This window comes from Burkholderia sp. FERM BP-3421 (assembly GCF_028657905.1).
Lineage (GTDB): Bacteria > Pseudomonadota > Gammaproteobacteria > Burkholderiales > Burkholderiaceae > Burkholderia.
On the sequence record NZ_CP117782.1, the window covers coordinates 3,625,582 to 3,649,641 of the forward strand.

At 70.0% G+C, this 24,060-nt stretch carries 22 protein-coding genes; 19 read left to right on the forward strand and 3 right to left on the reverse strand.

From position 1 onward, the window contains the following. The first annotated feature begins 30 nt into the window (after nucleotides 1–30). The 17 genes from mpl (at nucleotide 31) to pyrF (ending at nucleotide 18,698) form a co-directional block, all read left to right on the forward strand. Nucleotides 31–1,446, forward strand: coding sequence for a UDP-N-acetylmuramate:L-alanyl-gamma-D-glutamyl-meso-diaminopimelate ligase (mpl, locus tag Bsp3421_RS32580; RefSeq protein WP_443111553.1), 1,416 nt, complete (start codon nucleotides 31–33; stop codon nucleotides 1,444–1,446). After that, nucleotides 1,443–2,012 (forward strand): YqiA/YcfP family alpha/beta fold hydrolase, encoded by a 570-nt coding sequence (locus Bsp3421_RS32585; protein ID WP_274001083.1) that lies wholly within the window; start codon nucleotides 1,443–1,445, stop codon nucleotides 2,010–2,012. Before mpl ends, Bsp3421_RS32585 begins: the two co-directional genes overlap by 4 nt. Nucleotides 2,013–2,120: 108 nt before the next feature. Further along, nucleotides 2,121–4,259, forward strand: coding sequence for a ribonuclease catalytic domain-containing protein (locus Bsp3421_RS32590; RefSeq protein WP_274001084.1), 2,139 nt, complete (start codon nucleotides 2,121–2,123; stop codon nucleotides 4,257–4,259). Next, nucleotides 4,256–5,104, forward strand: coding sequence for a shikimate dehydrogenase (gene aroE / locus Bsp3421_RS32595; RefSeq protein WP_274001086.1), 849 nt, complete (start codon nucleotides 4,256–4,258; stop codon nucleotides 5,102–5,104). The genes Bsp3421_RS32590 and aroE overlap by 4 nt, the downstream gene beginning before the upstream one ends. Nucleotides 5,105–5,142: 38 nt before the next feature. Further along, nucleotides 5,143–5,856: a monofunctional biosynthetic peptidoglycan transglycosylase gene (mtgA, locus tag Bsp3421_RS32600; protein WP_443111608.1), complete on the forward strand. Its 714-nt coding sequence runs from the start codon at nucleotides 5,143–5,145 to the stop codon at nucleotides 5,854–5,856. Between the two features lie 431 nt (nucleotides 5,857–6,287). After that, the gene (locus Bsp3421_RS32605; RefSeq protein WP_274001087.1) at nucleotides 6,288–7,910 is read left to right on the forward strand and encodes a S10 family peptidase; all 1,623 of its coding nucleotides are present in this window, start codon (nucleotides 6,288–6,290) and stop codon (nucleotides 7,908–7,910) included. Between the two features lie 79 nt (nucleotides 7,911–7,989). Beyond that, nucleotides 7,990–8,388 (forward strand): EF-hand domain-containing protein, encoded by a 399-nt coding sequence (locus Bsp3421_RS32610; protein WP_274001088.1) that lies wholly within the window; start codon nucleotides 7,990–7,992, stop codon nucleotides 8,386–8,388. Nucleotides 8,389–8,741: 353 nt separating this feature from the next. Continuing rightward, on the forward strand, nucleotides 8,742–9,647 hold the full coding sequence (locus Bsp3421_RS32615) for an IclR family transcriptional regulator (protein WP_274001090.1): 906 nt from the start codon (nucleotides 8,742–8,744) through the stop codon (nucleotides 9,645–9,647). Beyond that, nucleotides 9,644–10,645 (forward strand): 2-dehydro-3-deoxygalactonokinase, encoded by a 1,002-nt coding sequence (locus Bsp3421_RS32620; RefSeq protein WP_274001092.1) that lies wholly within the window; start codon nucleotides 9,644–9,646, stop codon nucleotides 10,643–10,645. The genes Bsp3421_RS32615 and Bsp3421_RS32620 overlap by 4 nt, the downstream gene beginning before the upstream one ends. 26 nt (nucleotides 10,646–10,671) lie before the next feature. After that, nucleotides 10,672–11,352 carry a 2-dehydro-3-deoxy-6-phosphogalactonate aldolase gene (locus Bsp3421_RS32625; RefSeq protein WP_274001094.1) on the forward strand — a complete coding sequence of 227 codons (681 nt, stop codon included), beginning with the start codon at nucleotides 10,672–10,674 and terminating at the stop codon, nucleotides 11,350–11,352. Continuing rightward, nucleotides 11,349–12,128: an SDR family oxidoreductase gene (locus Bsp3421_RS32630; RefSeq protein ID WP_274001096.1), complete on the forward strand. Its 780-nt coding sequence runs from the start codon at nucleotides 11,349–11,351 to the stop codon at nucleotides 12,126–12,128. The genes Bsp3421_RS32625 and Bsp3421_RS32630 overlap by 4 nt, the downstream gene beginning before the upstream one ends. A 117-nt stretch (nucleotides 12,129–12,245) precedes the next feature. Further along, nucleotides 12,246–13,241 carry an arabinose ABC transporter substrate-binding protein gene (locus Bsp3421_RS32635; RefSeq protein ID WP_274001097.1) on the forward strand — a complete coding sequence of 332 codons (996 nt, stop codon included), beginning with the start codon at nucleotides 12,246–12,248 and terminating at the stop codon, nucleotides 13,239–13,241. A 64-nt stretch (nucleotides 13,242–13,305) separates the two neighbouring features. Next, nucleotides 13,306–14,817, forward strand: coding sequence for an L-arabinose ABC transporter ATP-binding protein AraG (gene araG, locus Bsp3421_RS32640; RefSeq protein WP_274001098.1), 1,512 nt, complete (start codon nucleotides 13,306–13,308; stop codon nucleotides 14,815–14,817). A 79-nt stretch (nucleotides 14,818–14,896) separates the two neighbouring features. Then, nucleotides 14,897–15,907, forward strand: a complete 1,011-nt coding sequence (gene araH / locus Bsp3421_RS32645; RefSeq protein ID WP_274001099.1) for an L-arabinose ABC transporter permease AraH — start codon at nucleotides 14,897–14,899, stop codon at nucleotides 15,905–15,907. A 27-nt stretch (nucleotides 15,908–15,934) separates the two neighbouring features. After that, nucleotides 15,935–16,714 (forward strand): SDR family NAD(P)-dependent oxidoreductase, encoded by a 780-nt coding sequence (locus tag Bsp3421_RS32650; RefSeq protein ID WP_274001100.1) that lies wholly within the window; start codon nucleotides 15,935–15,937, stop codon nucleotides 16,712–16,714. 50 nt (nucleotides 16,715–16,764) lie between these two features. Next, the gene (locus Bsp3421_RS32655) at nucleotides 16,765–17,823 is read left to right on the forward strand and encodes an aldose 1-epimerase (protein WP_274001101.1); all 1,059 of its coding nucleotides are present in this window, start codon (nucleotides 16,765–16,767) and stop codon (nucleotides 17,821–17,823) included. 41 nt (nucleotides 17,824–17,864) lie between these two features. Then, complete coding sequence (gene pyrF / locus Bsp3421_RS32660; protein ID WP_274001102.1) at nucleotides 17,865–18,698, forward strand: orotidine-5'-phosphate decarboxylase; 834 nt, start codon at nucleotides 17,865–17,867, stop codon at nucleotides 18,696–18,698. A 9-nt stretch (nucleotides 18,699–18,707) separates the two neighbouring features. Here the strand turns inward: pyrF and Bsp3421_RS32665 are convergent, their stop codons facing one another. The 3 genes from Bsp3421_RS32665 to thiL are packed head-to-tail and all read right to left on the reverse strand — an operon-like array spanning nucleotide 18,708 to nucleotide 20,845. Continuing rightward, nucleotides 18,708–19,208, reverse strand: a complete 501-nt coding sequence (locus Bsp3421_RS32665) for a CinA family protein (protein WP_274001103.1) — start codon at nucleotides 19,206–19,208, stop codon at nucleotides 18,708–18,710. Between the two features lie 31 nt (nucleotides 19,209–19,239). Beyond that, nucleotides 19,240–19,818 carry a phosphatidylglycerophosphatase A family protein gene (locus Bsp3421_RS32670; protein WP_274001104.1) on the reverse strand — a complete coding sequence of 193 codons (579 nt, stop codon included), beginning with the start codon at nucleotides 19,816–19,818 and terminating at the stop codon, nucleotides 19,240–19,242. Beyond that, nucleotides 19,808–20,845, reverse strand: coding sequence for a thiamine-phosphate kinase (gene thiL, locus Bsp3421_RS32675; RefSeq protein WP_274001105.1), 1,038 nt, complete (start codon nucleotides 20,843–20,845; stop codon nucleotides 19,808–19,810). The genes Bsp3421_RS32670 and thiL overlap by 11 nt, the downstream gene beginning before the upstream one ends. A gap of 138 nt (nucleotides 20,846–20,983) precedes the next feature. Here thiL and Bsp3421_RS32680 point away from each other — a divergent pair, with 138 nt between their 5' ends. Further along, the gene (locus Bsp3421_RS32680; protein ID WP_274001106.1) at nucleotides 20,984–23,284 is read left to right on the forward strand and encodes an NADP-dependent malic enzyme; all 2,301 of its coding nucleotides are present in this window, start codon (nucleotides 20,984–20,986) and stop codon (nucleotides 23,282–23,284) included. Nucleotides 23,285–23,614: 330 nt separating this feature from the next. Next, entirely contained in the window at nucleotides 23,615–24,046 is a 432-nt protein-coding gene (locus tag Bsp3421_RS32685; RefSeq protein ID WP_274001108.1) for a ribonuclease, read from the forward strand. The last annotated feature ends 14 nt before the right edge of the window (nucleotides 24,047–24,060 follow it).

The following is a 24,060-nucleotide window of genomic DNA, read 5'->3' on the forward strand; positions in this document are numbered from 1 at the left end:
TGCCGGGCCTACGTCTTCGACTCTACGCCGATGCGGCGCGACTGTTCTATGCATATCCACATTCTTGGCATCTGCGGCACCTTCATGGGCGGTCTCGCCGTGCTCGCGCGCGAGGCCGGCCATACGGTCACGGGGTGCGACGCGGGCGTCTATCCGCCGATGAGCACCCAGCTCGAGGCGCAGGGCATCCAGTTGATCGAAGGATACGGCGTCGAGCAGCTCGACCTGAAGCCGGACCTGTTCGTGATCGGCAACGTGGTGTCGCGCGGCAATCCGCTGATGGAGGCGATCCTCGACCGCGGGCTGCCGTATACGTCCGGTCCGCAGTGGCTCGGCGGGCACGTGCTCGCCGGCAAATGGGTGCTGGCCGTCGCGGGCACCCACGGCAAGACCACCACCAGCTCGATGCTCGCCTGGCTGCTCGAGGACGCCGGCCTCAACCCCGGCTTCCTGATCGGCGGCGTGCCGCTGAACTTCGGCGTGTCGGCGCGGCTCACCGATTCGAGCTTCTTCGTGATCGAGGCCGACGAATACGACACCGCCTTCTTCGACAAGCGCTCGAAGTTCGTCCACTATCGGCCGCGGACCGCGATCCTGAACAACCTGGAATTCGATCACGCCGACATCTTCCCCGATCTCGCCGCGATCGAGACGCAATTCCATCACCTGGTCCGCACCGTGCCGGGCCTGGGCCGGCTCGTGAGCAACGGCCGCGAGGCCGCGCTCGACCGGGTGCTCGCGCGCGGTTGCTGGAGCGAGGTCGAGCGCTTCGGCGTCGACGGCGGCTGGCAGGCGCTGCCTGTCGAGGACGGCGTGCCGGTCGACGCGCGCTTCGCCGTGTATGCGCGCGGCGAACGGGTCGGCGAGGTCGACTGGGCGGTGCAGGGCGAACACAACCGCCAGAACGCGCTGGCCGCGATCGCGGCCGCGCGCCACGTCGGCGTGCCGCCTGCGCAGGCGGCGGCGTCGCTGTCGACGTTCCGCAACGTGAAGCGTCGGATGGAGGTGCGCGGCAGCGTCGACGGCGTGACGGTCTACGACGACTTCGCGCATCACCCCACCGCGATCGAAACCACGATCGCCGGGCTTCGCGCGCGGATCGGCAGCGAAAACACCCGGATCCTTGCGGTGCTCGAGCCGCGTTCGAACACCATGAAGCTCGGCGTGATGAAGGCGCAGCTGCCCGCGAGCCTTGCCGACGCCGATCTGGTGTTCGGCTACGGCGCGCCCGGCAGCGGCCGCGACGCGCTCGGCTGGAGTCTCGCCGACGCGCTCGCGCCGCTGGGGGCGAAGGCGCATGCGTTCGACGACCTGCACGCGCTGGTGAAGGCGGTGACGGCGGCCGCGCGTCCCGGCGACCAGGTGCTCGTGATGAGCAACGGCGGGTTCGGCGGCGTGCATCAGCTGCTGCTCGATGCGCTGTCGGCGCGCGGGAGCGCCGCGTGATCCTGTATCTGCACGGGTTCCGCTCGTCGCCGCAGTCCTTCAAGGCGCAACTGCTGGCCGCACGGCTCGCGGAACGGGGGCGCGCGGACATCTGGCGCTGCCCGGCGCTGCCGGTGTCGCCGCTCGACGCCGTGGCGGCCGCCGAGGCGGCCGTGGCCGGCGCGGCGGCGGACGAGGTGACGGTGATTGGCAGCTCGCTCGGCGGCTACTACGCGACCTGGCTCGCGGAGCGCCACGGCTGGCGCGCGGTCCTGCTGAATCCGGCCACCACGCCGCAGCGCGACCTCAGTCACCACCTGGGCGAGCAGCCGTTGTGGCACGGCGGCGGCAGCATCGTCGTCGAGCCGCGGCATCTCGACGAACTGGACGCGCTGCGCGTCGCGGCGATCACGCGGCCCGAGCGCTACTATCTGATCGCGGCGACGGGCGACGAAGTGCTCGATTACCGCCAGATGCTCGCGCACTATCCCGGCGCGCGCACCCGGGTGATCGAAGGCAGCGATCACGGCATCAGCGAATTCGCCGACTATCTCGACGACGTGCTCGCTTTCTGCGACGTCCGCTAGTCGGTCAGTCGGCCGGGGCGGCCCGGCCAACCGCACACACCATCCAACGCGGCGCGGCGTCTCCCTCGCGGGAGGCGCGGCGCCCTGAAGTCTGAACGAGAGTACTGAGTGAACGTTTTCTTCGAGGAATCGGGCAGTTTCAAGGCGGGCAGCGTGCTGTCCCGCCAGGGCGACGCCTTTCAGGTCGAATTGCCGGGCGGCCGGCGCGCGAAGGTCCGCGCGAAGGACGTGCTGATCGAATTCGAAAAACCCGCCGCGGGCGAACTGATGCAGCAGGCGGACGCCGCCGCGCAGCAGATCGATCTCGATTTTCTGTGGGAATGCGCGCCGGAGGAGGAGTTCGCCTATGGCGCGCTCGCCGACGACTACTACGGCGCGGGCTACGGCGCGGTCGAGCGCGCGGCGCTGGTGCTGCGCCTGCACGCCTCGCCCGTCTATTTCCGCCGCAAGGGCCGCGGCCAGTATCAGCGCGCGCCCGAGGAGCAGCTCAAGATGGCGCTCGCCGCGCTCGAACGCAAGCGTCAGCAGGCGCTCGTGCAGGCGGGCTACGAGGAGGAACTGAAGGCGGGCCGGCTGCCCGAGGCATTCGCGGGCAAGGCGCTCGCGCTGCTCACGCGGCCGGACAAGAATTCGATCGAATACAAGGCGCTCGAATCGGCGGCCGGCGCGCGCGGCGAATCGGCCGCGCGGCTGATGCTCGAATGCGGCGGCATTCCGTCCGCGCGCGCGCTGCACGAGGCGCGCTTCCTCGCGGAATTCTTCCCGCACGGCACGGGCTTCCCGCCCGTCACGGTCGGCGCGCTGCCTGATGACCTGCCGCGCGCGAACGTCGAGGCGTTCTCGATCGACGACGTGACCACCACCGAGATCGACGATGCGTTCTCGGTCGAACACCTGTCCGACGGCCGGATCCGGGTCGGCGTGCACATCGCGGCGCCCGCGCTCGGCGTGACGCGCGGCGACGCGGTCGACGCGATCGCGCGCGCGCGGCTGTCGACCGTCTACATGCCCGGCGACAAGATCACGATGCTGCCGGACGACGTCGTCGAGGTGTTCACGCTGAAGGAGGGCGACTACCGTCCGGCGCTGTCGCTCTACATCATCGTCAATCGCGAGACGCAGGAGATCGTCGCGAACGAGACCCGCGCCGAACGGGTGTTCATCAAGCACAACCTGCGCCACAACACGCTCGACGAGCTGGTGACCGAGGATTCCCTCGCGGCCGGCAGCGGCGAGTATCCGCACAAGGATGACATCGCGGTGCTGTGGCCGCTCGCGCAGGCGCTGTTCGAGAAGCGCCAGGTCGCGCGCGCCGGCTACGGGCTGAAGCGCGAGGTGCAGCGCAACACCGACTTCAACTTCTACGTCGAAGGCGAGCACGTGACGATCACGCCGCGCCGGCGCGGCTCGCCGCTCGACCTGATCGTGTCCGAGCTGGCGATTCTCGCGAACTCGACCTGGGGTGCGTTCCTGCACGACCACAGCGTGCCCGGCATCTACCGCTCGCAGCGCGCGTTCGGCATGCCGAGCGGCCCGAAGCGCACCCGCATGCAGACCAGCGCCGCGCCGCACGAAGGGTTGGGCGTCGCGCAGTATGCGTGGAGCACCTCGCCGCTGCGCCGCTACGTCGACCTCGTCAACCAATGGCAGCTGCTCGCGTGCGTGCAGCATGGCGTGACGGCGAAGCTCGCCGCGCCGTTCAAGCCGAAGGACGCCGATCTCTATGCCGTCGTGCAGGGCTTCGACGACACCTATGGCGCGTACGCCGACCACCAGCGCCGCATGGAGTATTTCTGGTGTCTGCGCTGGATCACGCAGGAGGGCCGCAAGCAGGTGGCCGCGACCGTCGTGAAGGGCGACCTGGTGCGCCTCGAGGAAGTGCCGCTGCTGCTGCACGTGCCCGCGCTCGGCGTGCATGCGCGCGGCACGCGCGTGCTGCTCGACGTGATGTCGATCGACGAACTGACGGTCGAGGCATCGGTGCGGCTCGTGAGCGTGCTTGACGCGCCGGTCGTGTCGGGCGGCGAGCCGGCCGACGATGAGGACGAGGCGGGCGACGAAACGCCGGGCGACGATTCGCCGGGCGACGACTCGCCGGGCGACGACTCGCCGGGCGACGAAACCCTGCTCGACGCCGCCGACGCATCGGCCGAGAGCGAAGCGGAAGCGCTTGCCGAGGCGCCGGAGGCCGACGCAACGCCGGCGGACGAGCCCGCGGCGGACGGCAACCCGGAGCGGGCGGCATGAACGCCGTGCGCGACCAGTACGCGGTGATCGGCAATCCGGTCGCGCACAGCAAGTCGCCGTTCATCCATGCCCGCTTCGCCGAGCAGACGGGCGAGGCGCTCGACTACACGCACCGGCTCGCGCCGCTTGACGGCTTCGTCGAGTCGGTGCGCGCGTTCGCCGCCGCCGGCGGCCGCGGACTCAACGTCACGGTGCCGTTCAAGCTCGAAGCGCATGCGCTTGCCGACACGCTGTCGCCGCGCGCGGCCGCGGCGGGCGCGGTCAACACACTGCGCATCGATGCGGCGGGCATCCACGGCGACAACACCGACGGCGTCGGGCTGGTGCGCGACATCGAAGCGAACCTCGGCGTGCGTCTCGCCGGCGCGCGGATCCTGCTGCTCGGCGCGGGCGGGGCGGCGCGCGGCGTGGTGCTGCCGATGCTCGAACGCGCGCCGCTGTCGCTGACGATCGTCAATCGCACGGCGAGCAAGGCGGAGCAACTGGCCGGCCAGTTCTCGCAGGCTGCGCACGAGGCGGGCTGCACGCTCGCGGGCGGCGGGGCCGAGCGGGTCGGGCGCGCGCCCTACGACGTGATCGTCAACGCGACGGCGGGCAGCCTCGACGCGGCGCTGCCCGAGTGCGACCCGGCCGCGTTCGGCGCAGCGACGCTCGCCTACGACATGATGTACGGCGCGCAGCCGACGGTGTTCATGCAGCACGCGACGGCGCTCGGCGCGCGCGCGGCCGACGGGCTGGGCATGCTGGTCGAGCAGGCGGCCGAATCGTTCCGGATCTGGCGCGGCGTGCGCCCCGACAGCGCGCCGGTGCTGGCCGCCCTGCGCGCGGCCCTGAGCCGGTCTTGAGCGTGCTGCCGCGACACGGCGGCGCGGCCGGCGTCGGGGTGGCCCGGCGCGCGGGTCCGCTGCGCTGGCTGGTCTACGCGTCGCTCGTGCTGGCCGGCGCGTGGGCCGCGACCCAACTCTATTATTTCGCGCAGATCGGCCTGTGGGCGGTGCTCAATCCGTCGTCGACCGCCTTCATGCGCGCCGACGCGTGGCGCCTGTCCGCCGCGCAACCGCCCGTCGCGATCCAGCACCAGTGGGTACCCTACGAGCAGATCTCGCGCAACCTGAAGCGCGCGATCATCGCGTCGGAAGACGCCGACTTCGCGAACAACAACGGCTATGAAGTCGACGCGATCCTGCAGGCGTGGGAGCGCAACAAGGCAAAGGGGCGGATCGTCTCCGGCGGTTCGACGATCAGCCAGCAGCTCGCCCGCAACCTGTTCCTGTCGAGCCAGAAGAGCTACGTCCGCAAAGGCCAGGAACTGATCATCACCTGGATGCTCGAGACCTTGCTGGACAAGGAGCGCATCTTCGAGATCTATCTGAATTCCGTCGAGTTCGGCAAGGGCGTGTACGGCGCCGAGGCCGCCGCGCGCTACTACTACCGGGTGCCCGCGAGCCGCCTGAGCGCATGGCAGGCGGCCCGGCTCGCGGTGATGCTGCCGAGTCCGAAATATTTCGACGCGCATCGAGGTTCGCCCTATCTCTCGCAGCGCGCGGGCGTCATCACCCGGCGCATGGGCGCGGCCGAGCTGCCGGCCTCGCAGTAAGCCGGGCGCGCGCTCGCGCATCCCCGTTTCCCCCTCAGGTTTTCTTCGCCTTCGTGAAGCGTCGCGGAAAGCGGCTTTCAAAACGGCTACGCGTCGTCTGTTTCGATTACTTCATCTATTTCAGGCTCCTGATCAATGGTTGGCCGCGGTCGGCCATTGGTAACCAAAGTGTGCGCGGGATTGTCGGTTTGAGCGCCGTCGACAGCACTGCCAATGAAATAGTCAGCTGAATGAATGGTGTTGGTCTGAATCAAAAACATGCAATTGAAAGGACAAAATTCCACCTGTTTCTTTCAAATGTTTCCGTATTTTTCAAAACGAATGGCCTCGCGTATATTGGCCCTCGCCTTGGCTTATCGGCCGATCGAGCAAGGTGGGGGGCCGCCTGACCGGCAGCTCGGCACGACAACACGAAAAGAAGGAAAACGACTATGCCAGCGAGTAAAACGAAGCTGTTATTAGGAATGGTTTTCTCTTCGCTGCTTCTGGCGGCATGCAACGGCGACGACGGTGGTCCAGTCGCGAGCGCCGCCAGCGTGAGCAGCACGGTGAACAACAGCGCGGCATCCGCCGACCAGCCTTACGCCGATCCCAATCGTTATTCGTCCAGCCCCCGCGCGTCGTTGAGCGCGGCGGCGGCCACCGAGAAGGCGGCCGTCACGCACCACCAGATCACGCTGAACGGCAAGACCATCAGCTACACCGCCACCACCGGGCATCTGGTCGCGCGCAATCCGCAAACCGGCCAGCCCGAGGCCTCGTTCTTCTACATCGCGTACACCGCCGACAACCAGCCGGCCGCGCAGCGCCCGGTCACGTTCTTCTACAACGGCGGCCCGGGTTCGTCGACGGTCTGGCTGCACCTCGGCTCGTTCGGACCGAAGCGGATCGAGACGAGCGACCCGAACACGCCCTCGCAATTCCCGTTCGTCGACAACGCGGAGAGCCTGCTCGACACGACCGACCTCGTGTTCGTCGACGCGGTCGGCACGGGCTACTCGGAAGCGGTCGCGCCGAACACCAACCAGACCTTCTGGGGCGTCGACGAGGATGCCGGCGTGTTCCGCGATTTCGTGGTCCGCTATCTGGCCGCGAACCAGCGCGGCGCGTCGCCGAAGTATCTGTTCGGCGAGTCCTACGGCACGCCGCGCACCGACGTGCTCGCGAACCTGCTCGAGACGGCCGGCGTGAAGCTCGACGGCGTCGTGCTGCAATCGTCGATCCTCAACTACAACAGCAACTGCGACATGGCGAGCAGCGGCGTGGGCAACGGCAACGACGGCACGAGCGCGGTCAGCTGCGCGGGCTACGCACCGAGCTACGGCGAGGTCGGCGCGTACTACCGGCTCGACAACCCGAACCCGGGCGACCCGGCGCAGTACGCGGACCAGATGCGGCTCCTGACGGCCGGCACCTACGTCCCGGCGGTGAACGCCTATCTCGCGAGCAACACGCCGCCGAGCGCGGCGCTCGTGACGACGATGGCGAACGCGACGGGCGCGCAGGCCGCGCTGTGGAGCGCCGACTTCAACCTGCTGCCGACGACCTACGACAACAGCTACCAACTGGCGTTGATCCCGGGCACGCTGATCGGCCGCTACGACGCGCGCGTGAACGTGCCGGTCAACAGCCCGCTGGCCTCGGAGGGTGATCCGTCGAGCACCTTCATCACGCAGCCGTTCACGAGCACGATCGGCACCTATCTGCCCAACGTGCTCAAGTACTCGGCGAAAACGGCCTATGCTGTAGAGAGCAACGCGATCAACACCTGGGACTGGAGCCACGACGGGCTGGCTATGCCGGACACGATTCCCGACCTGGCCGCGGCGCTCACGCTCAACCCGTCGCTCAAGGTCCTGTCCCTGAACGGATATCACGATCTCGCGACGCCGTTCTATCAGACGGAGCTGGATCTGGCCCGTCTCGGCACGCAGCCCAACCTGACCTTCCAGCACTACTCGGGCGGACACATGATCTATCTGGACGACACGTCGCGGCCGCTGGAGAAGGCGGACCTGGTGGCGTTCTACCAGGCGGCGCCCGCCGCGCGCTGACGCCCCGGCCGGCCGACGGACGCGCGCGCGGCGCGCGCCGTCGCACGGCCGACGACCTCATTTCCAATTGGAGCCTGACATGAAGAAACAATCGCTCATCGCCTGGTCGGCATTGTGCGTCGCGGGTCTGGCCATGGTCCCGGCGGCGCGTGCGCAGGACAGCGCGGACGCCGCGCCGGATCGCGCCGCCCAGGCGCAGCTCGGCGACCCGTACGTGCCGCCGGCGGCGCGCAAGCCGACGGCCGGCACCCAGACCACCGGCGCGGCGCTGCATGCGCAAGTGGTGGACAAGCTCGCGCGCCAGTTCGCCGCCGCCGACTCGCGCAACACCGGCAGCGTGACCGAGGCGCAGGCGCGCGCGGCCGGCCTCGGCTACGTCGCGAACAACTTCAAGCAGATCGATACGAACCGCAGCGGCCGCGTATCGTTCGCCGACGTGCAGCGCTACATGCAGACGCAAAGCGCGACGCAGAAATAAGCGCCGCATCGCTGCCCCTCGATGAACCCCTGGGGCGAACGGGCTCTGCCGCACCAGCGGCAGGGCCCGTTTTCATTGTCCCCCGATTTTTCGCGCGTACGATCGAAAATCCCAATATCTGACCAATCCATTCAGATATTGGATATCGAAATGACGCCCCCTACAATCCGGAGCACATCGAACTGCTTCGGTGGATTCGCGCCGCGCGGCGCGCCCGAGGCCGCATATGGAGATCGATCCATGACGCTTGCCGGGCCGCTCGCCCATCACCAGCCGCGCATCGCGCCCGCCCTCCGGCGACGCGATGCGACGCGCGGACGCGGGTCTGATCTCCGACGGAGTCCATTCGCATCATGAACAAATCCCATGTGACGCTTGCCGTGAACGGCGCCGCCCAATATCACGTCACGCCCGACGACGCGCTCGCCGACAGCATCGGCGCGACCGGCACGCCGCTCGACCTGGCGGCGCAGCAGGCCGGCACGCAGACCTTGCTGCGCGGCCTCGCGATCCTCGAAGCGGTCGCGGGCGGCGCGCGCGACATGCGCGCGATCGGCGCGGCGCTCGGCACGACCCGCAGCACCACGCACCGGCTCGTCAGCAGCCTCGTGCAGGCGCGCTACCTGCGCCAGGTGCAGGGCGGCTACCTGCTCGGGCCGAAGCTGATCGAACTCGGCACGATCGCGCTCGAGCAGATGCCGCTCACGGCCGTCGCGCGGCCGCACCTCGAGGCGCTCGCGGAAGCCACGCTCGACACCATCCACCTCGGCGTGCGCGACGGCGACGACGTGCTGTACATCGACAAGATTCCCGGCACGCGCGGCCTGGAAATGCGCTCGCGGATCGGCCACCGGATGCCGCTCGCGTCGACCGGCATCGGCAAGGCGATGATGCTCGACCTCGAACCGCAGGTCTGGGGCGACCTGTTCGACGCGTCGAAGCGCGCGCTGGCCGGCGTCAACTTCAAGCCCGACCGGCGGCCCGACACGCACACCTTCCTGCAGCGCATGGCGCATTACGCGGCGGGCGGCTACACGTTCGACCTGGAGGAGAACGAAACGTCGATCCGCTGCGTGGCCGCGCCGGTGCGCGACGCGTCGGGCGCGATCGTCGCGGCGCTGTCGGTGGCGAGCACGATTCCGTACATGCCGCTCGACCGCATGGACGAACTGATTCCGCTCGTGCAGCGCGAGGCGCGCGCGATCTCCGCGGATCTCGGCTGGAGCGCGCCGCAGACGACGCGCCGGATCAAGCGATGACGGCCCACGCCCGCGCCGCGGCGCCCGCGCTGATCGGCCTCGACTGGGGCACGACCTCGCTGCGCGCCTACCTGTTCGACGCCGACGGCGCGGTCATCGAGACCGATGCGCGCGCGGCCGGCGTGATGCGCCTGCCGCGCGCGGCCGATGCGCACGCGTTCGACGCGGTGTTCGAGGCGGTCTGCGGCGCGTGGCTCGATCGCGCGCCCGGCGTGCCGACGCTCGCGGCCGGCATGGTCGGCAGCGCGCAGGGCTGGCGCGAGGCGCCTTACGTGGCCGCGCCCGCCGATGCCGATGCGCTCGCGGCCGCGCTGGTGCGCGTCGAGACCACGCGCGGCGCGTCGTTCGCGATCGTGCCGGGCGTGCTGATGCCGGGCGCGCTGCCCGACGTGATGCGCGGCGAGGAAACCCAGATCCTCGGCGCGCTGGCGGGCGATCCGTCGCTGGGCGGCGACGCGGACGGCGCGCTGATCGGGCTGCCGGGCACGCACGCCAAATGGGCGTGGGTGCGCGGCGGCCGGATCGAACGCTTCCATACCTACATGACGGGCGAGCTGTTCGCGGCGCTGCGCGATCACACGATCCTCGGCCGCACCATGCAGGCGGATGCGCCGCCCGACGAGGCCGCGTTCCGGCGCGGCGTCGCGGTGGCCCGCGAGGCGCGCGACGCGGGCCTGCTCGCGACCGCGTTCAGCACCCGAACGCTGGGCCTGACCGGGCGGCTCGCGCCGTCCGCGCAGCCCGACTATCTGTCCGGCCTGCTGATCGGCCACGAACTGCATGCGCTCGACGCGATGCTGGCCGGCCACGCCGCGCCGCTCGCGCGCCAGCCGCTGCGCCTGATCGGCGAACCCGCGCTGTGCGCGCGCTACCGGATCGCGCTGGCCGAGTTCGGCTGCGCGGGCGCGCGCGTGGTGGAGCACGCGGCCGAGGCCGGCCTGTGGCGCGTCGCCGTGCAGGCGGGGCTCGTCGACGCGGCGCGCTGCGCGACCCAATGAGCCGTCTTTCCCGAGGATCCTAAACGATGTCAGCCGAACCGAACCTGCCCGCGCCGTACGCGCCGCACGCGGGCCTGATGCAAGCCTTCGCCGCGTGCCCGCTGATCGCGATCCTGCGCGGCGTCACGCCGGGCGAGGCCGCGCAGCATGGCGTCGCGCTGTACGAAGCAGGTTTCCGTCTCATCGAGGTGCCGCTCAATTCGCCCGAACCGCTCGCGAGCATCGCCGCGCTGCGCGCCGCGCTGCCGGCCGATGCGCTGATCGGCGCGGGCACCGTGCTGCGCGTCGAGCAGGTCGATGCGGTGCGCGACGCGGGCGGCGCGCTGATCGTGATGCCGCACGCGGACCTCGACGTGATTCGTCGCGCGAAGGCGCTCGGGCTCGCGTGCACGCCCGGCGTCGCGACGCCGACCGAGGCGTTCGCGGCGCTCAAGGCCGGCGCGGACGCGCTGAAGATGTTCCCGGCCGAGCTGCTGGGCCCGGTCGCGGTGAAGGCGTGGCGCGCGGTGATCGACGCGGCGGTGCCGCTCGTGCCGGTGGGCGGCGTGACGCCCGACAACCTGGGCCCGTACCTGGCCGCGGGCGCGAACGGCTTCGGCCTCGGCTCGGCGCTGTACCGGCCGGGCCAGGCGAGCGCGGCGACCGCCGCGCAGGCGCGCGCCTACGTCAACGGGCTGCGCATCGCCCGGCGCGGGGCGGCGCGATGAATCGCCTCGCGGGCAAGACGGCCTTCGTCACCGGCGCGGGACGCGGAATCGGCGCGGCGATCGCGCTCGCGTTCGCGCGCGAGGGGGCGGCCGTCGCGCTCGCGGAACTCGATCACGCGTGCGGCCGGGAGACGGCCGCCGCGATCGAGCGCGCGGTGCCCGGCGCGCGGGTGCGCGCGCTCGGCGTCGACGTCACGCGCGCGGAGGCGGTGCGCGACGCGGTGGCCGAGACGGAGCAGGCGTTCGGTCCGCTCGACATCCTCGTCAACAATGCGGGCGTCAACGTGTTCAGCGAGCCGCTCGCGCTCAGCGAGGACGACTGGCGCCGCTGCTTCGCGGTGGATCTCGACGGCGTCTGGAACGGCTGCCGCGCGGCGCTGCCGGGCATGACCGAGCGCGGCCGCGGCAGCATCGTGAACATCGCATCGACGCACGCGTTCTCGATCATCCCGGGCTGCTTTCCGTACCCGGTCGCGAAGCACGGCGTGCTCGGGCTCACGCGCGCGCTCGGCATCGAATACGCGCCGCGCAACGTGCGCGTGAACGCGCTCGCGCCCGGCTACATCGACACCGCGCTCACGCGCGACTGGTGGGACGGCCAGCCCGACCCGGCGGCCGCGCGCGCGCGCACGCTCGCGCTCCAGCCGATGCGGCGCATCGGCCGGCCGGACGAAGTCGCGATGACGGCCGTCTTCCTCGCATCCGACGAGGCGCCGTTCATCAACGCGACCTGCATCACGATCGACGGCGGGCGCGCCGCGCTGTACCACGATTGAGCCGAGCCGGCGGCCCGACGGGGCCGCCGCACCCGGCGCGCGACGGCCGCGCGCGCGCCGGGGCCGACAGAAAGAAGCGGCCGGATCCGATTGGATTGAGACAAGGAGACAGGCGAGATGAAACGCAGAGTGTTTGTGACGCTGGCGGCCGCATGCGCGGTGCTGGCGGGCGGCCCCCTCGCGCACGCGGCGGACCCGGTGAAGATCGGCTTCCTGGTCAAGCAGCCCGAGGAGCCGTGGTTCCAGGACGAATGGAAGTTCGCCGAGCTGGCCGCGCAGCAGAAGGGCTTCACGCTCGTGAAGATCGGCGCGCCGTCCGGCGAGAAGGTGATGAGCGCGATCGACAACCTCGCCGCGCAGAAGGCGCAGGGCTTCATCATCTGCACGCCCGACGTGAAGCTGGGCCCGGGCATCGTCGCGAAGGCGAAGTCGCACGGGCTCAAGCTGATGACCGTCGACGATCGTCTCGTCGACGGCGCGGGCAAGCCGATCGAGGCGGTGCCGCACATGGGCATCTCCGCCTACAACATCGGCAAGCAGGCCGGCGAGGGCATCGCCGCCGAGATCAAGCGGCGCGGCTGGAACATGAGCGAGGTCGGCGCGATCGACATCACCTACGAGCAGCTGCCGACCGCGCACGACCGCACCGCGGGCGCGACCGACGCGCTCGTCGCGGCGGGCTTCCCGAAGGCGAACGTGGTCGCCGCGCCGCAGGCCAGGACCGACACCGAGAACGCCTTCAACGCGGCCAACATCGCGCTCACCAAGAATCCGCAGTTCAAGCACTGGATCGCCTACGGTCTCAACGACGAGGCGGTGCTGGGCGCGGTGCGCGCGGCCGAGGGGCGCGGCTTCAAGGCGGCCGACATGATCGGGATCGGCATCGGCGGGTCCGACTCCGCGCTGAACGAGTTCAAGAAGCCGCAGCCCACGGGCTTCTACGGCACCGTGATCATCAGCCCGAAGCGCCATGGCGAGGAAACCACCGACCTGATGTACGCCTGGATCACCACGGGCAAGGCGCCGCCCGCGCTGACGCTCACGAGCGGCATGCTCGCGACGCGCGACAACGTCGGCGAGGTGCGCGAGAAGATGGGGCTGGCGTCGAAGTAAGGGACGGCCGCGCGCGGCCCTCGCGGGCGGCGCGCGGCCCGGGCATCGGGACAGTGGAGGCGACGTGACGGCGGCACTCTGTTTTGACAATATCGGCAAGCGCTTTCCCGGCGTGCGCGCGCTCGACGGCATTTCGTTCGAGGTGCACGCGGGGCAGGTGCATGGCCTGATGGGCGAGAACGGCGCGGGCAAGTCGACGCTCCTGAAGATTCTCGGCGGCGAGTATCAGCCGGACGCGGGCAGCGTGCGGGTCGACGGGCAGGCGGTGCGGTTTCCGAGCGCCGCCGCGTCGATCGCGGCGGGCGTCGCGGTGATTCACCAGGAACTGCAGTACGTGCCCGATCTCACCGTGGCCGAGAACCTGCTGCTCGGCCGGCTGCCGAGCCGCCTCGGCTGGGTGCGCAAGGGCGACGCGCAGCGCTTCGTGCGCGAGCGGCTCGCGGCGATGGGCGTCGACCTCGATCCGCGCGCGAAGCTGCGCCGGCTGTCGATCGCGCAGCGCCAGATGGTCGAGATCTGCAAGGCGCTGCTGCGCAACGCGCGCGTGATCGCGCTCGACGAACCGACCAGCTCGCTGTCGCACCGCGAGACCGAGGTGCTGTTCAAGCTCGTCGACGATCTGCGCCGCGACGGCCGCGCGCTGATCTACATCTCGCACCGGATGGACGAGATCTACCGGCTGTGCGACGCCTGCACGATCTTCCGCGACGGTCGGCTGGTCGCGTCGCACACCGCGCTCGCCGGCGTGTCGCGCGACACGCTGGTGAGCCAGATGGTCGGGCGCGAGATCAGCGACATCTACCATTACGCGCCGCGCCCGCTCGGCGAGGTGCGGCTCGCGGTGCGCGCGCTCGATGGCGAGGCGCTGCGCGAGCCGGCGAGCTTCGAGGCGCGCGCGGGCGAGATCGTCGGCTTCTTCGGTCTCGTCGGCGCGGGGCGCAGCGAGCTGATGCGGCTCGTCTACGGCGCCGATCGCAAGCGCGGCGGCGCGCTGCTGCTCGACGGCGCGCCGATCGACGTGAAGCGCACCGGCGACGCGATCCGGAACGGGATCGTGCTGTGTCCCGAGGACCGCAAGGAGGAAGGGATCATCGCGATGGCGACGGTCGCGGAGAACATCAACATCAGCTGCCGCCGCCACACGCTGCGCGCGGGCATGTTCCTCGACCGGCGCCGCGAGGCCGAGACCGCCGAGCGCTTCATCGCGCTCTTGCGGATCAAGACGCCGAGCCGCCGCCAGAAGATCCGCTTCCTGTCGGGCGGCAACCAGCAGAAGGCGATCCTGTCGCGCTGGCTCGCGGAGCCGGACCTCAAGGTCGTGATCCTCGACGAGCCGACGCGCGGCATCGATGTCGGCGCGAAACACGAGATCTATCAGGTGATGTACGAACTCGCGGCGCGCGGCTGCGCGATCGTGATGGTGTCGTCCGAGCTGCCCGAGGTGCTGGGCGTGTCGGATCGCATCGTCGTGATGCGCGAGGGGCGCATCGCGGGCGAACTGGCGCGCGCGCAGGCGAGCGAGCAGGCGGTGCTGAACCTCGCGCTGCCGCAGGGGCCGGCGGCGCGCGCCGCGTGATGGCAGGCGGCCCGCGCGCGACGCGGGCATGAACGGACGATACCGCGCGGCAGGGCCGCGCGACGCAGGAGCGAGAACCATGCAAGTCAGAGAAAACCTTCCGCAAGCCGCGCCGCATCCGGCCGCCGACGATGCCCGGCCCGCGCGCCGGCACGCCTGGGGGCAGCTGCTGGGCGACTACAGCCTGATCGCGATCTTCGTGGTGATGTTCGCCACGATGTCGCTGACGGTCGATCACTTCTTCTCGATCGACAACATGCTCGGCCTCGCGCTGTCGATCTCGCAGATCGGCATGGTCGCGTGCACCATGATGTTCTGCCTCGCGTCGCGCGACTTCGACCTGTCGATCGGCTCGACCGTCGCGTTCTCGGGGGTGCTGTGCGCGATGGTGCTGAACGCGACCGACAACACCTTCGTCGCGATCGTCGCGGCGGTCGCGGCCGGCGCCGCGATCGGCTTCGTCAACGGCGCGGTGATCGCCTATCTGCGGATCAACGCGCTGATCACCACGCTCGCGACGATGGAGATCGTGCGCGGGCTCGGCTTCATCGTGTCGAAGGGGCAGGCGGTCGGCGTGTCGTCGGACACCTTCATCGCGCTGGGCGGCCTCACGCTGTTCGGGGTGTCGCTGCCGATCTGGGTCACCCTGCTGTGCTTCATCGTGTTCGGCGTGATGCTGAATCAGACCGTGTACGGTCGCAACACGCTCGCGATCGGCGGCAATCCCGAGGCGTCGCGCCTCGCCGGGATCAACGTCGAGCGCACCCGGGTGTGGATCTTCCTGGTCCAGGGCGCGGTGACCGCGCTCGCGGGCGTGATCCTCGCGTCGCGGATCACCTCCGGCCAGCCGAACGCCGCGCAGGGCTTCGAGCTGAACGTGATCTCCGCGTGCGTGCTGGGCGGCGTGTCGCTGCTCGGCGGGCGCGCGACGATCTCGGGCGTCGTGATCGGCGTGCTGATCATGGGCACGGTCGAGAACGTCATGAACCTGCTCAACATCGACGCGTTCTACCAGTACCTCGTGCGCGGCGCGATCCTGCTCGCGGCCGTGCTGCTCGATCAATTGAAGAATCGCGGCGCGCGCGACTGAACGCGCGCCGCTCCCAGGAGACCCGGCATGACCCCAGAAGCTTCCGTCCGCGACGCGCGCTATCCGAGCCTCGTCGACCGCGCCGTGCTGATCACGGGCGGTGCGACCGGCATCGGCGCGGCCTTCGTCGAGCATTTCGCGCAGCAGGGCGCGCGCGTCGCGTTCGTCGACCTCGACGCGCAGGCGGGCGATGCGCTCGCCGCGCGGCTCGCCGGCGCGCGCCATGCGCCGCTGTTCGCCGCCTGCGACCTGACCGACACCGGTGCGCTGCGGCGCGCGGTCGAGGCCGCGCGCGCACGCTGCGGCCCGCTCGCGGTGCTGGTCAACAACGCGGCGAACGACGTGCGGCATGCGCTCGCGGACGTGACGCCCGCATCGTTCGACGCGGGCATCGCGGTGAATCTGCGGCACCAGTTCTTCGCCGCGCAGGCCGTGATCGACGACATGAAGCAGCTGGGCGGCGGCTCGATCATCAATCTCGGCTCGATCAGCTGGATGCTGAAGAACGGCGGCTACCCGGTCTATACGATGGCGAAGGCGGCGGTGCAGGGGCTCACGCGCGGCCTCGCGCGCGAGCTGGGGCCGTTCGGGATCCGCGTGAACACGCTGGTGCCGGGCTGGGTGATGACCGACAAGCAGCGCCGCCTGTGGCTCGACGATGCGGGGCGGGCGGCCATCCAGGCCGGCCAGTGCCTGGGCGCCGAGCTGCTGCCCGCCGATCTCGCGCGCATGGCGCTGTTTCTCGCGGCCGACGACAGCCGCATGATCACCGCGCAGGACCTGGTGGTGGACGGCGGCTGGGCCTGAACGCCGCACCGGCCGGGCCCGGCCGACTGCTGACTGACGAGGAGCTTCTGATGACCGGCACCGCCTCCCGCGCCTTCGATTCGACCACGCAGACGCGCCGCGCGCGGCTCGCGGCCGCCGCGCAACCCGTCAGCCCGGGTCCGCAGACGGCCGCGGTCGCGCAAGGCGTCGGCGCGCCCGATGCGTCGGTCGTCACGCTCGCGACGCCCGAGCTGCGGCTCGACGTCGCGCCGCACCTGGGCGGCGGCGTCACGCGTTTCGACTGGCGCGGCGACGGCGCGCCGACGCCGCTGTTCCGGCACTGCGCGACGCCGCGCGAGGACACCGATCCGAACGCGCTCGCCTGCTATCCGCTGCTGCCGTATTCGAACCGGATCGGCGACGGGCGCTTTCGCTGCGACGGCCGCGAGGTCGAGGTGGCGCGCAACCGCGCGGACGAGCGCTGGCCGATCCACGGTGACGGCTGGCTCGCGCGCTGGCGGGTGGAGGCGGCGAGCGACACCGCGCTGCAGCTGTCGCTCGACCGGCGCGACGGGCGGCCGTACGCGTACCATGCGACCCAGGTATTCACGCTCGACGGCGCGCAGTTGTCGATCACGCTCGCGATCGAGAACGTCGGCCGGCAGCGGCTGCCGTTCGGGCTCGGGCTGCATCCGTTCGTGGTGCGCGACGACGCGACGGAACTCGCGGCGGCGGCGAGCGGGCTGTGGCTCGCGCGGCCCGACTGGCTGCCCGAGCGGCACGTGAGCGTGCCGCCCGCCTGGCAGTTCGGGATCGCGTATCCGCTGCCCGAGCAGCTCGTGAACCACGCGTTCACGGGCTGGGGCGGCCGCGCGACGATCGCGTGGCCGCGCCGCGGCCTGGCGCTGACGGTGTCGGCCGACACCGACTGCTACGTGCTGTATACGCCGCGCGGCGAGGATTTCTTTTGCTTCGAGCCGGTCGACCATCCGATCAATGCGGTGAACCTGCCGGGCGGCGCGGCCGCCCACGGGATGACGCTGCTCGCGCCCGGCGAGCGGCTCGCGCGCCGGTTCAGCTTCGGCGTCGCGCGCACCGATGCGCGCGCGGCGTGGCACGCGCGCGAGGCGGGGCGGCGGGGCGGGTAAAATACGGGCTTCCTCCAACTGGTTTGCCGCGAGTGCCCGTCATGTCTTCCCCGCTTACTTTCATCGATTCGCTGCGCGCCGCGTGGCAACGTACGGATTCGCTGCTGTGCGTCGGTCTCGATCCCGAGCCGAGCCGTTTTCCCGCCCAGTTCGCGAACCAGCCGGACGCGATCTTCGATTTCTGCCGCGAGATCGTCGACGCGACCGCACCGTACGCGAGCGCCTTCAAGCCGCAGATTGCCTATTTCGCCGCGCACCGCGCGGAAGACCAGCTCGAGCGGCTGATCGCGCACATTCACCTGCAGCATCCGGGCCTGCCCGTGGTCCTCGACGCGAAGCGCGGCGACATCGGCAGCACGGCCGAGCAGTACGCGCGCGAGGCGTTCGAGCGCTATCGCGCGGACGCGGTCACGGTGAATCCATACATGGGTTTCGATTCGATCGAGCCGTACCTGAGCTATGAGGATCGCGGCGTGATCGTGCTGTGCCGTACCTCGAATCCGGGCGGTTCGGACCTGCAGTTCCTCGACACGGGCGGCCGCCCGCTGTACCAGGTGGTCGCGGAGCTGGCGGCGAGCAAATGGAATGCGAAGACGGGCCAGCTCGGTCTCGTGGTCGGCGCGACCTTCCCGAACGAGATCGAGGTCGTGCGCGGGCTGGTCGGCGACATGCCGCTGCTGATCCCGGGCGTCGGCGCGCAGGGTGGCGACGTGCGCGCGACCGTCATGGCGGGTCGTACCGCGGACGGCTCGGGGATGATGATCAATTCGTCGCGCGCGATCCTCTACGCGGAGTCGGGCGAAGACTTCGCCGAAGCGGCGGCCCGCGTCGCGCAGCAGACCCGCGACGCGATCAACGCGCACCGCCGCGCGTGACGCCCGCGCTCAGCGCTCCTGCTCGTCGAGCAGCGTGAGCAGCCCGCGCAGCGCGTGCGCGGCCGCCTGGGTGCGGATCTGCTCGCGGTCGCCCTTGAAGATCACGGTTTCCACCGTGGTGTGCAGCCGGTTGCTCCAACCGAACGACACGGTGCCGACGGGCTTGTGCTCGGAGCCGCCGCCGGGCCCGGCGATGCCGGTGACCGACAGCGCGACCTGCGCGCGGCTGTTGCGCAGCGCGCCTTCGGCCATCGCGCGCGCGACCGGCTCGCTGACGGCGCCGTGCCGCTCGATCAGCTCGGGCGGCACGCCGATCATCTCGCTCTTGGCCTGGTTCGAGTAGGTGACGAAGCCGCGCTCGAACCAGCCGCTGCTGCCCGAGATATCGGTGACCGCGGCGGCGATCAGGCCGCCGGTGCACGATTCGGCGGTGGCGAGCATCAGGTGCTGGTCGCGCAGTTGATTGCCTGCGCGGATCGCAAGCTGGTGGACGACGGAATCGGTGGGCATCGCAAGGGTTCCGGGGTCGGTGGACGGTGCGTCAGTTGATGGTCGAGCGCCACAGCGCGATCACGAGCAGCGTCATGAACGCCGCGACGAGATCGTCGAACATGATGCCTAAGCCACCTTTCAGGTTGCGATCGAAATAGCGGATCGGCGGCGGCTTGACCATATCGAAGAAGCGGAAGACGAGGAACGCGCCCAGTTGTTCCAGGAAGGTCGCGGGCGCGACGAACAGCAGCACGAGCCAGATCGCGACGATCTCGTCCCAGACCGCCGGGCCCGGATCGGCGATGCCCATCCGCTTCGCGGTGAAGCCCGTCATCCAGATGCCGGCGACGAAGCCGACGACGATCAGCGCCCACCACTCGGGCACGGTCAGGTAGCGGTTCAGCGCGACGAACGACAGCCAGCCGAACAGCGTGCCGAAGGTGCCGGGCATGAACGGCGCGAGGCCGCTGCCGAAGCCGAGCGACACGATGTGCACCGGATGCGAGAACATGAAGCCGACGGTTGCGCGGCGGCGCGCGACGCGCTGCACGTCGGGGCCCGCCGGGTCGGGGCGGGCGGGCGCGGGCGGCGCGTCGGGGGCAGGGGACTGCGTCGGGTCAATGTGCATGAAAGTGGTCGAAGCCGTGCAACGAAAGGGACAGCGGCGCGCCTTGGGCGTCGCGCCAGGTGATGGCGGGCGCGTCGGCCGGCGCGGCCAGGCCGCTCATTGTACCGATCCGGGTGACCGCCACGCCCGCCTGCGCGCCGGCCGCCTCGATCGCGGCGCGCGCGGCGGGCGCGGCGGTGAAGCACAGCTCGTAGTCGTCGCCGCCCGCCAGCGTGCAGCGCTGTTGAATGCCGGCGGGCAGGGTCGCGAGCGCGGCCGAGCGCGGCACCGCGTCGATCGCGATGTCGGCGCGCAGGGTCGAGCGTTCGAGAATATGCAGCAGATCGCCTGCGAGGCCGTCGGAGATGTCGAGCGCCGCGTGCGCGACGCCCGCGAGCGCGAGGCCGAGCGCGATGCGCGGCTCCGGCCGCTCGAGCGCGCGCCGGAACGCGGCGGCTTCGGCCGCGCCCGCGGACCATTCGCCGCGCGCGACGCCGAGGCCCGCGCGCGCGTCGCCGAGCGTGCCCGACACCCACACGTCGTCGCCCGCGCGCGCGGCGTCGCGCCGCAGCGCCGCGTCGGGCGCGACGTCGCCGAACACGGTCACGCACAGGTTCAGCGGGCCGCTCGTGGTGTCGCCGCCGATCAGCTCGCAGTCGTAGCGGTCGGCCAGTTCGAACAGCCCGTCGGCGAACGCGGCGAGCCAGTCGGCGTCGGCGCGCGGCAGCGCGCAGGCGAGCGTGAACGCGCGCGGTTGCGCGCCCATCGCGGCGAGGTCCGACAGGTTCACCGCGAGCGTCTTGTGGCCGAGCGCGTGCGGATCGATGTCGGCGAAGAAGTGCCGGCCTGACACCAGCATGTCGGTCGAGATCGCCAGCAGGCGGCCGTCGCGCGGCGCGAGCAGCGCGCAGTCGTCGCCGATGCCGAGCGCGGCGCGCGCGCGCGGCCCGCGCGCCCGGCGCGCGAAGAAGCGGTCGATCAGGGAAAATTCGGAGAGCGGGGCGGCGGTCACGGCGGACGGATTCGCAAGCGTTGACGGGATGGACATTGTAAGGCTGTCCTACGGGTTTGCCCGGGGCGTTTCATGCGTTTTGGTCGCGGCAGTTGCACCCGAATCGACGGCTTTGTGCAAGGGATTGGCGCTACAATGTGCCGAACAGTTATTCTAATCCGGTCACACTGACTCATGCCCACGACGCCTTCCCAGAAAGTCGACCTGCGCGAAGCCGCACTCGATTACCACGAATTCCCCACCCCCGGCAAAATCGCAATTGCCCCGACCAAGCAGATGATCAACCAGCGTGATCTCGCGCTGGCGTATTCGCCGGGCGTCGCGTTCGCCTGCGAGGAGATCGTCGAGAATCCGCTGAACGCGGCGCGCTTCACCGCGCGCAGCAACCTGGTCGGGGTCGTCACGAACGGCACGGCGGTGCTCGGGCTCGGCAACATCGGGCCGCTCGCGTCGAAGCCGGTGATGGAAGGCAAGGCGGTGCTGTTCAAGAAGTTCGCGGGCATCGACGTGTTCGACATCGAGCTGAACGAATCCGACCCGCACAAGCTGGTCGACGTGATCGCCGCGCTCGAGCCGACCTTCGGCGGCATCAATCTCGAGGACATCAAGGCGCCGGACTGCTTCATCGTCGAGCGCGAATGCCGCAAGCGGATGAAGATCCCGGTGTTCCACGACGACCAGCACGGCACCGCGATCGTCGTGGCGGCGGCGGTCACCAACGGCCTGAAGGTGGTCGGCAAGGACATCAAGCACGTCAAGCTGGTCGCGTCGGGCGCGGGCGCCGCGGCGCTCGCGTGCCTCGACCTGCTGGTCGACCTCGGCCTGCCGATCGAGAACATCCTCGTCACCGACCTGGCCGGCGTGGTGTACAAGGGCCGCGCCGAGCTGATGGACCCGGACAAGGAACGCTTCGCGCGCGAGACCGATGCGCGCACGCTGGCCGAGGTGATGGTCGGCGCGGACATCTTCCTCGGGCTGTCGGCGGGCGGGGTGCTGAAGCCGGAGATGGTGAAGGGCATGGCCGAGCGCCCGCTGATCCTCGCGCTCGCGAATCCGACGCCGGAAATCCTGCCGGAGGCGGCGCTCGCGGTGCGGCCCGACGCGGTGCTCGCGACGGGCCGCACCGATTATCCGAACCAGGTCAACAACGTCCTGTGCTTCCCGTTCATCTTCCGCGGCGCGCTCGACGTCGGCGCGACGACGATCACGCGCGAGATGGAGATCGCCGCCGTCAACGCGATCGCCGAGCTCGCGGAGCAGGAGCAGAGCGACATCGTCGCGACCGCCTACGGGATCCAGGATCTGTCGTTCGGGCCGGCCTACCTGATTCCCAAGCCGTTCGATCCGCGCCTGATCGTCAAGATCGCGCCGGCCGTCGCGCAGGCCGCGATGGACGGCGGCGTCGCGACGCGGCCGATCGAGGATATGGACGCGTACAAGGTGCACCTGCAGCAGTTCGTGTACCACAGCGGCACCACCATGAAGCCGATCTTCCAGATCGCGCGCGGCGCGCCGGCCGAGAAGAAGCGCGTGGTGTTCGCCGAGGGCGAGGAGGAGCGCGTGCTGCGCGCGGTGCAGATCATCGTCGACGAGAACCTCGCGAAGCCGATCCTGATCGGCCGGCCGGCGGTGATCGAACACCGGATCCAGCGCTACGGCCTGCGCCTGACGCCGGGCGTCGATTTCACCGTGGTGAACACCGAGCACGACGAGCGCTACCGTGATTTCTGGCAGACGTACCACAAGATGATGGCGCGCAAGGGCATCAGCGAGCAGCTCGCACGCGTCGAGATGCGCCGCCGCACCACGCTGATCGCGTCGATGCTGGTCAAGAAGGGCGAGGCGGACGGGATGATCTGCGGCACGATCAGCACGACTCACCGTCACCTGCACTTCATCGACCAGGTGATCGGCAAGCGCGAAGGCTGCAGCGTGTTCGCGGCGATGAACGGCCTCGTGCTGCCCGGCCGCCAGATCTTCCTCGTCGACACCCATGTGAACGTCGATCCGACCCCGGAGCAACTGGCCGAGATCACGATCATGGCGGCGGAGGAAGTGCGCCGCTTCGGCATCGAGCCGAAGGTTGCGCTGCTGTCGCATTCGAATTTCGGCACGAGCAATGCGCCTTCGGCGCAGAAGATGCGCGATACGCTCGCGATCCTGCAGGAACGCGCGCCGCACCTGGGCGTCGACGGCGAGATGCACGGCGACGTCGCGCTCGACGCGGCGCTGCGCAAGGAAATCCTGCCGACCTCGACGCTCGAGGGCGAGGCGAACCTGCTGATCCTGCCGAACATCGATGCGGCGAACATTGCCTACAACCTGCTGAAGACGGCGGCCGGCAACAACATCGCGATCGGGCCGATCCTGCTCGGCGCGGCGCAGCCGGTGCATGTGCTGACCGAATCGGCGACGGTGCGGCGGATCGTCAACATGGCCGCGCTGCTCGTGGCCGACGTGAACGCGGTGCGCTGAGCGCCGGACAAAAAAAAGCGTGCCCGTGTGACGACGGGCACGCTGCCGGGCAAAGCGGGGGGGCCGCCGCCCGAATCGACTACACAATGTCTGGCCGCCCTCGGGCCGCGAGGAGTGACGGGGAGGCAGATACCCGTCATGACCAGCACTGCGGAAGCAATCTTATCCTCGTCGGGATAAAGATTACCCGAACGGGTGGTTTTTTGCGGCATTGTCTTAAGTTGTTTCCTTTCAATTCCCAAACGATCATTGATTCGAAAGGACAATAGCGCTACGCTTACGCCTTTCTTGGTCGTCAACCTCTTGATTTAACAGCGGGAACCCCGGTTCATGGCACGCAAGTGGCTCCGCAACGGCGCGCTCGCGTCCGTCTTCGCGATCGTCGCGATGGGTAACGTCGGCATCCCGACGGGCAGTCTGGTTTCCGCCGCCTATGCGCGGGAGTCCGTCTCGGCGAACGGGGCGGCAGGGCAGGTCGACACGGTCGGCACGGCCCGGTTGCCGCGCGAAGCCGTGGCGACGCTCGGCCTGATCGGTTCCGGCGGGCCCTATCCTTATCCGAAGGACGGTTCGGTGTTCGGCAACTACGAGCGTATTTTGCCGAAGATGAAGCGCGGCTATTATCACGAGTACACGGTGCCGACCCCGCGCGCGCGCAACCGCGGCGCCCGGCGCATCGTGTGCGGCGGGCCTCTGCGGCGGGTCGACACCTGTTATTACACCGACGACCACTACGCCAGTTTTAAACGTATTGTTGAATGACATCGGGATGAGCG

What these genes read in the sequence shown, in the direction of transcription:
- mpl (WP_443111553.1), top strand. Translation starts at nt 31, where the DNA reads ATGCGGCGCGACTGTTCTATGCATATCCACATTCTTGGCATCTGCGGC.
- aroE (WP_274001086.1), top strand. Translation starts at nt 4,256, where the DNA reads ATGAACGCCGTGCGCGACCAGTACGCGGTGATCGGCAATCCGGTCGCG.
- Bsp3421_RS32605 (WP_274001087.1), top strand. Translation starts at nt 6,288, where the DNA reads ATGCCAGCGAGTAAAACGAAGCTGTTATTAGGAATGGTTTTCTCTTCG.
- Bsp3421_RS32610 (WP_274001088.1), top strand. Translation starts at nt 7,990, where the DNA reads ATGAAGAAACAATCGCTCATCGCCTGGTCGGCATTGTGCGTCGCGGGT.
- Bsp3421_RS32615 (WP_274001090.1), top strand. Translation starts at nt 8,742, where the DNA reads ATGAACAAATCCCATGTGACGCTTGCCGTGAACGGCGCCGCCCAATAT.
- Bsp3421_RS32620 (WP_274001092.1), top strand. Translation starts at nt 9,644, where the DNA reads ATGACGGCCCACGCCCGCGCCGCGGCGCCCGCGCTGATCGGCCTCGAC.
- Bsp3421_RS32625 (WP_274001094.1), top strand. Translation starts at nt 10,672, where the DNA reads ATGTCAGCCGAACCGAACCTGCCCGCGCCGTACGCGCCGCACGCGGGC.
- Bsp3421_RS32630 (WP_274001096.1), top strand. Translation starts at nt 11,349, where the DNA reads ATGAATCGCCTCGCGGGCAAGACGGCCTTCGTCACCGGCGCGGGACGC.
- Bsp3421_RS32635 (WP_274001097.1), top strand. Translation starts at nt 12,246, where the DNA reads ATGAAACGCAGAGTGTTTGTGACGCTGGCGGCCGCATGCGCGGTGCTG.
- araH (WP_274001099.1), top strand. Translation starts at nt 14,897, where the DNA reads ATGCAAGTCAGAGAAAACCTTCCGCAAGCCGCGCCGCATCCGGCCGCC.
- Bsp3421_RS32650 (WP_274001100.1), top strand. Translation starts at nt 15,935, where the DNA reads ATGACCCCAGAAGCTTCCGTCCGCGACGCGCGCTATCCGAGCCTCGTC.
- Bsp3421_RS32655 (WP_274001101.1), top strand. Translation starts at nt 16,765, where the DNA reads ATGACCGGCACCGCCTCCCGCGCCTTCGATTCGACCACGCAGACGCGC.
- pyrF (WP_274001102.1), top strand. Translation starts at nt 17,865, where the DNA reads ATGTCTTCCCCGCTTACTTTCATCGATTCGCTGCGCGCCGCGTGGCAA.
- Bsp3421_RS32665 (WP_274001103.1), bottom strand. Translation starts at nt 19,208, where the DNA reads ATGCCCACCGATTCCGTCGTCCACCAGCTTGCGATCCGCGCAGGCAAT.
- Bsp3421_RS32670 (WP_274001104.1), bottom strand. Translation starts at nt 19,818, where the DNA reads ATGCACATTGACCCGACGCAGTCCCCTGCCCCCGACGCGCCGCCCGCG.
- thiL (WP_274001105.1), bottom strand. Translation starts at nt 20,845, where the DNA reads ATGTCCATCCCGTCAACGCTTGCGAATCCGTCCGCCGTGACCGCCGCC.
- Bsp3421_RS32680 (WP_274001106.1), top strand. Translation starts at nt 20,984, where the DNA reads ATGCCCACGACGCCTTCCCAGAAAGTCGACCTGCGCGAAGCCGCACTC.
- Bsp3421_RS32685 (WP_274001108.1), top strand. Translation starts at nt 23,615, where the DNA reads ATGGCACGCAAGTGGCTCCGCAACGGCGCGCTCGCGTCCGTCTTCGCG.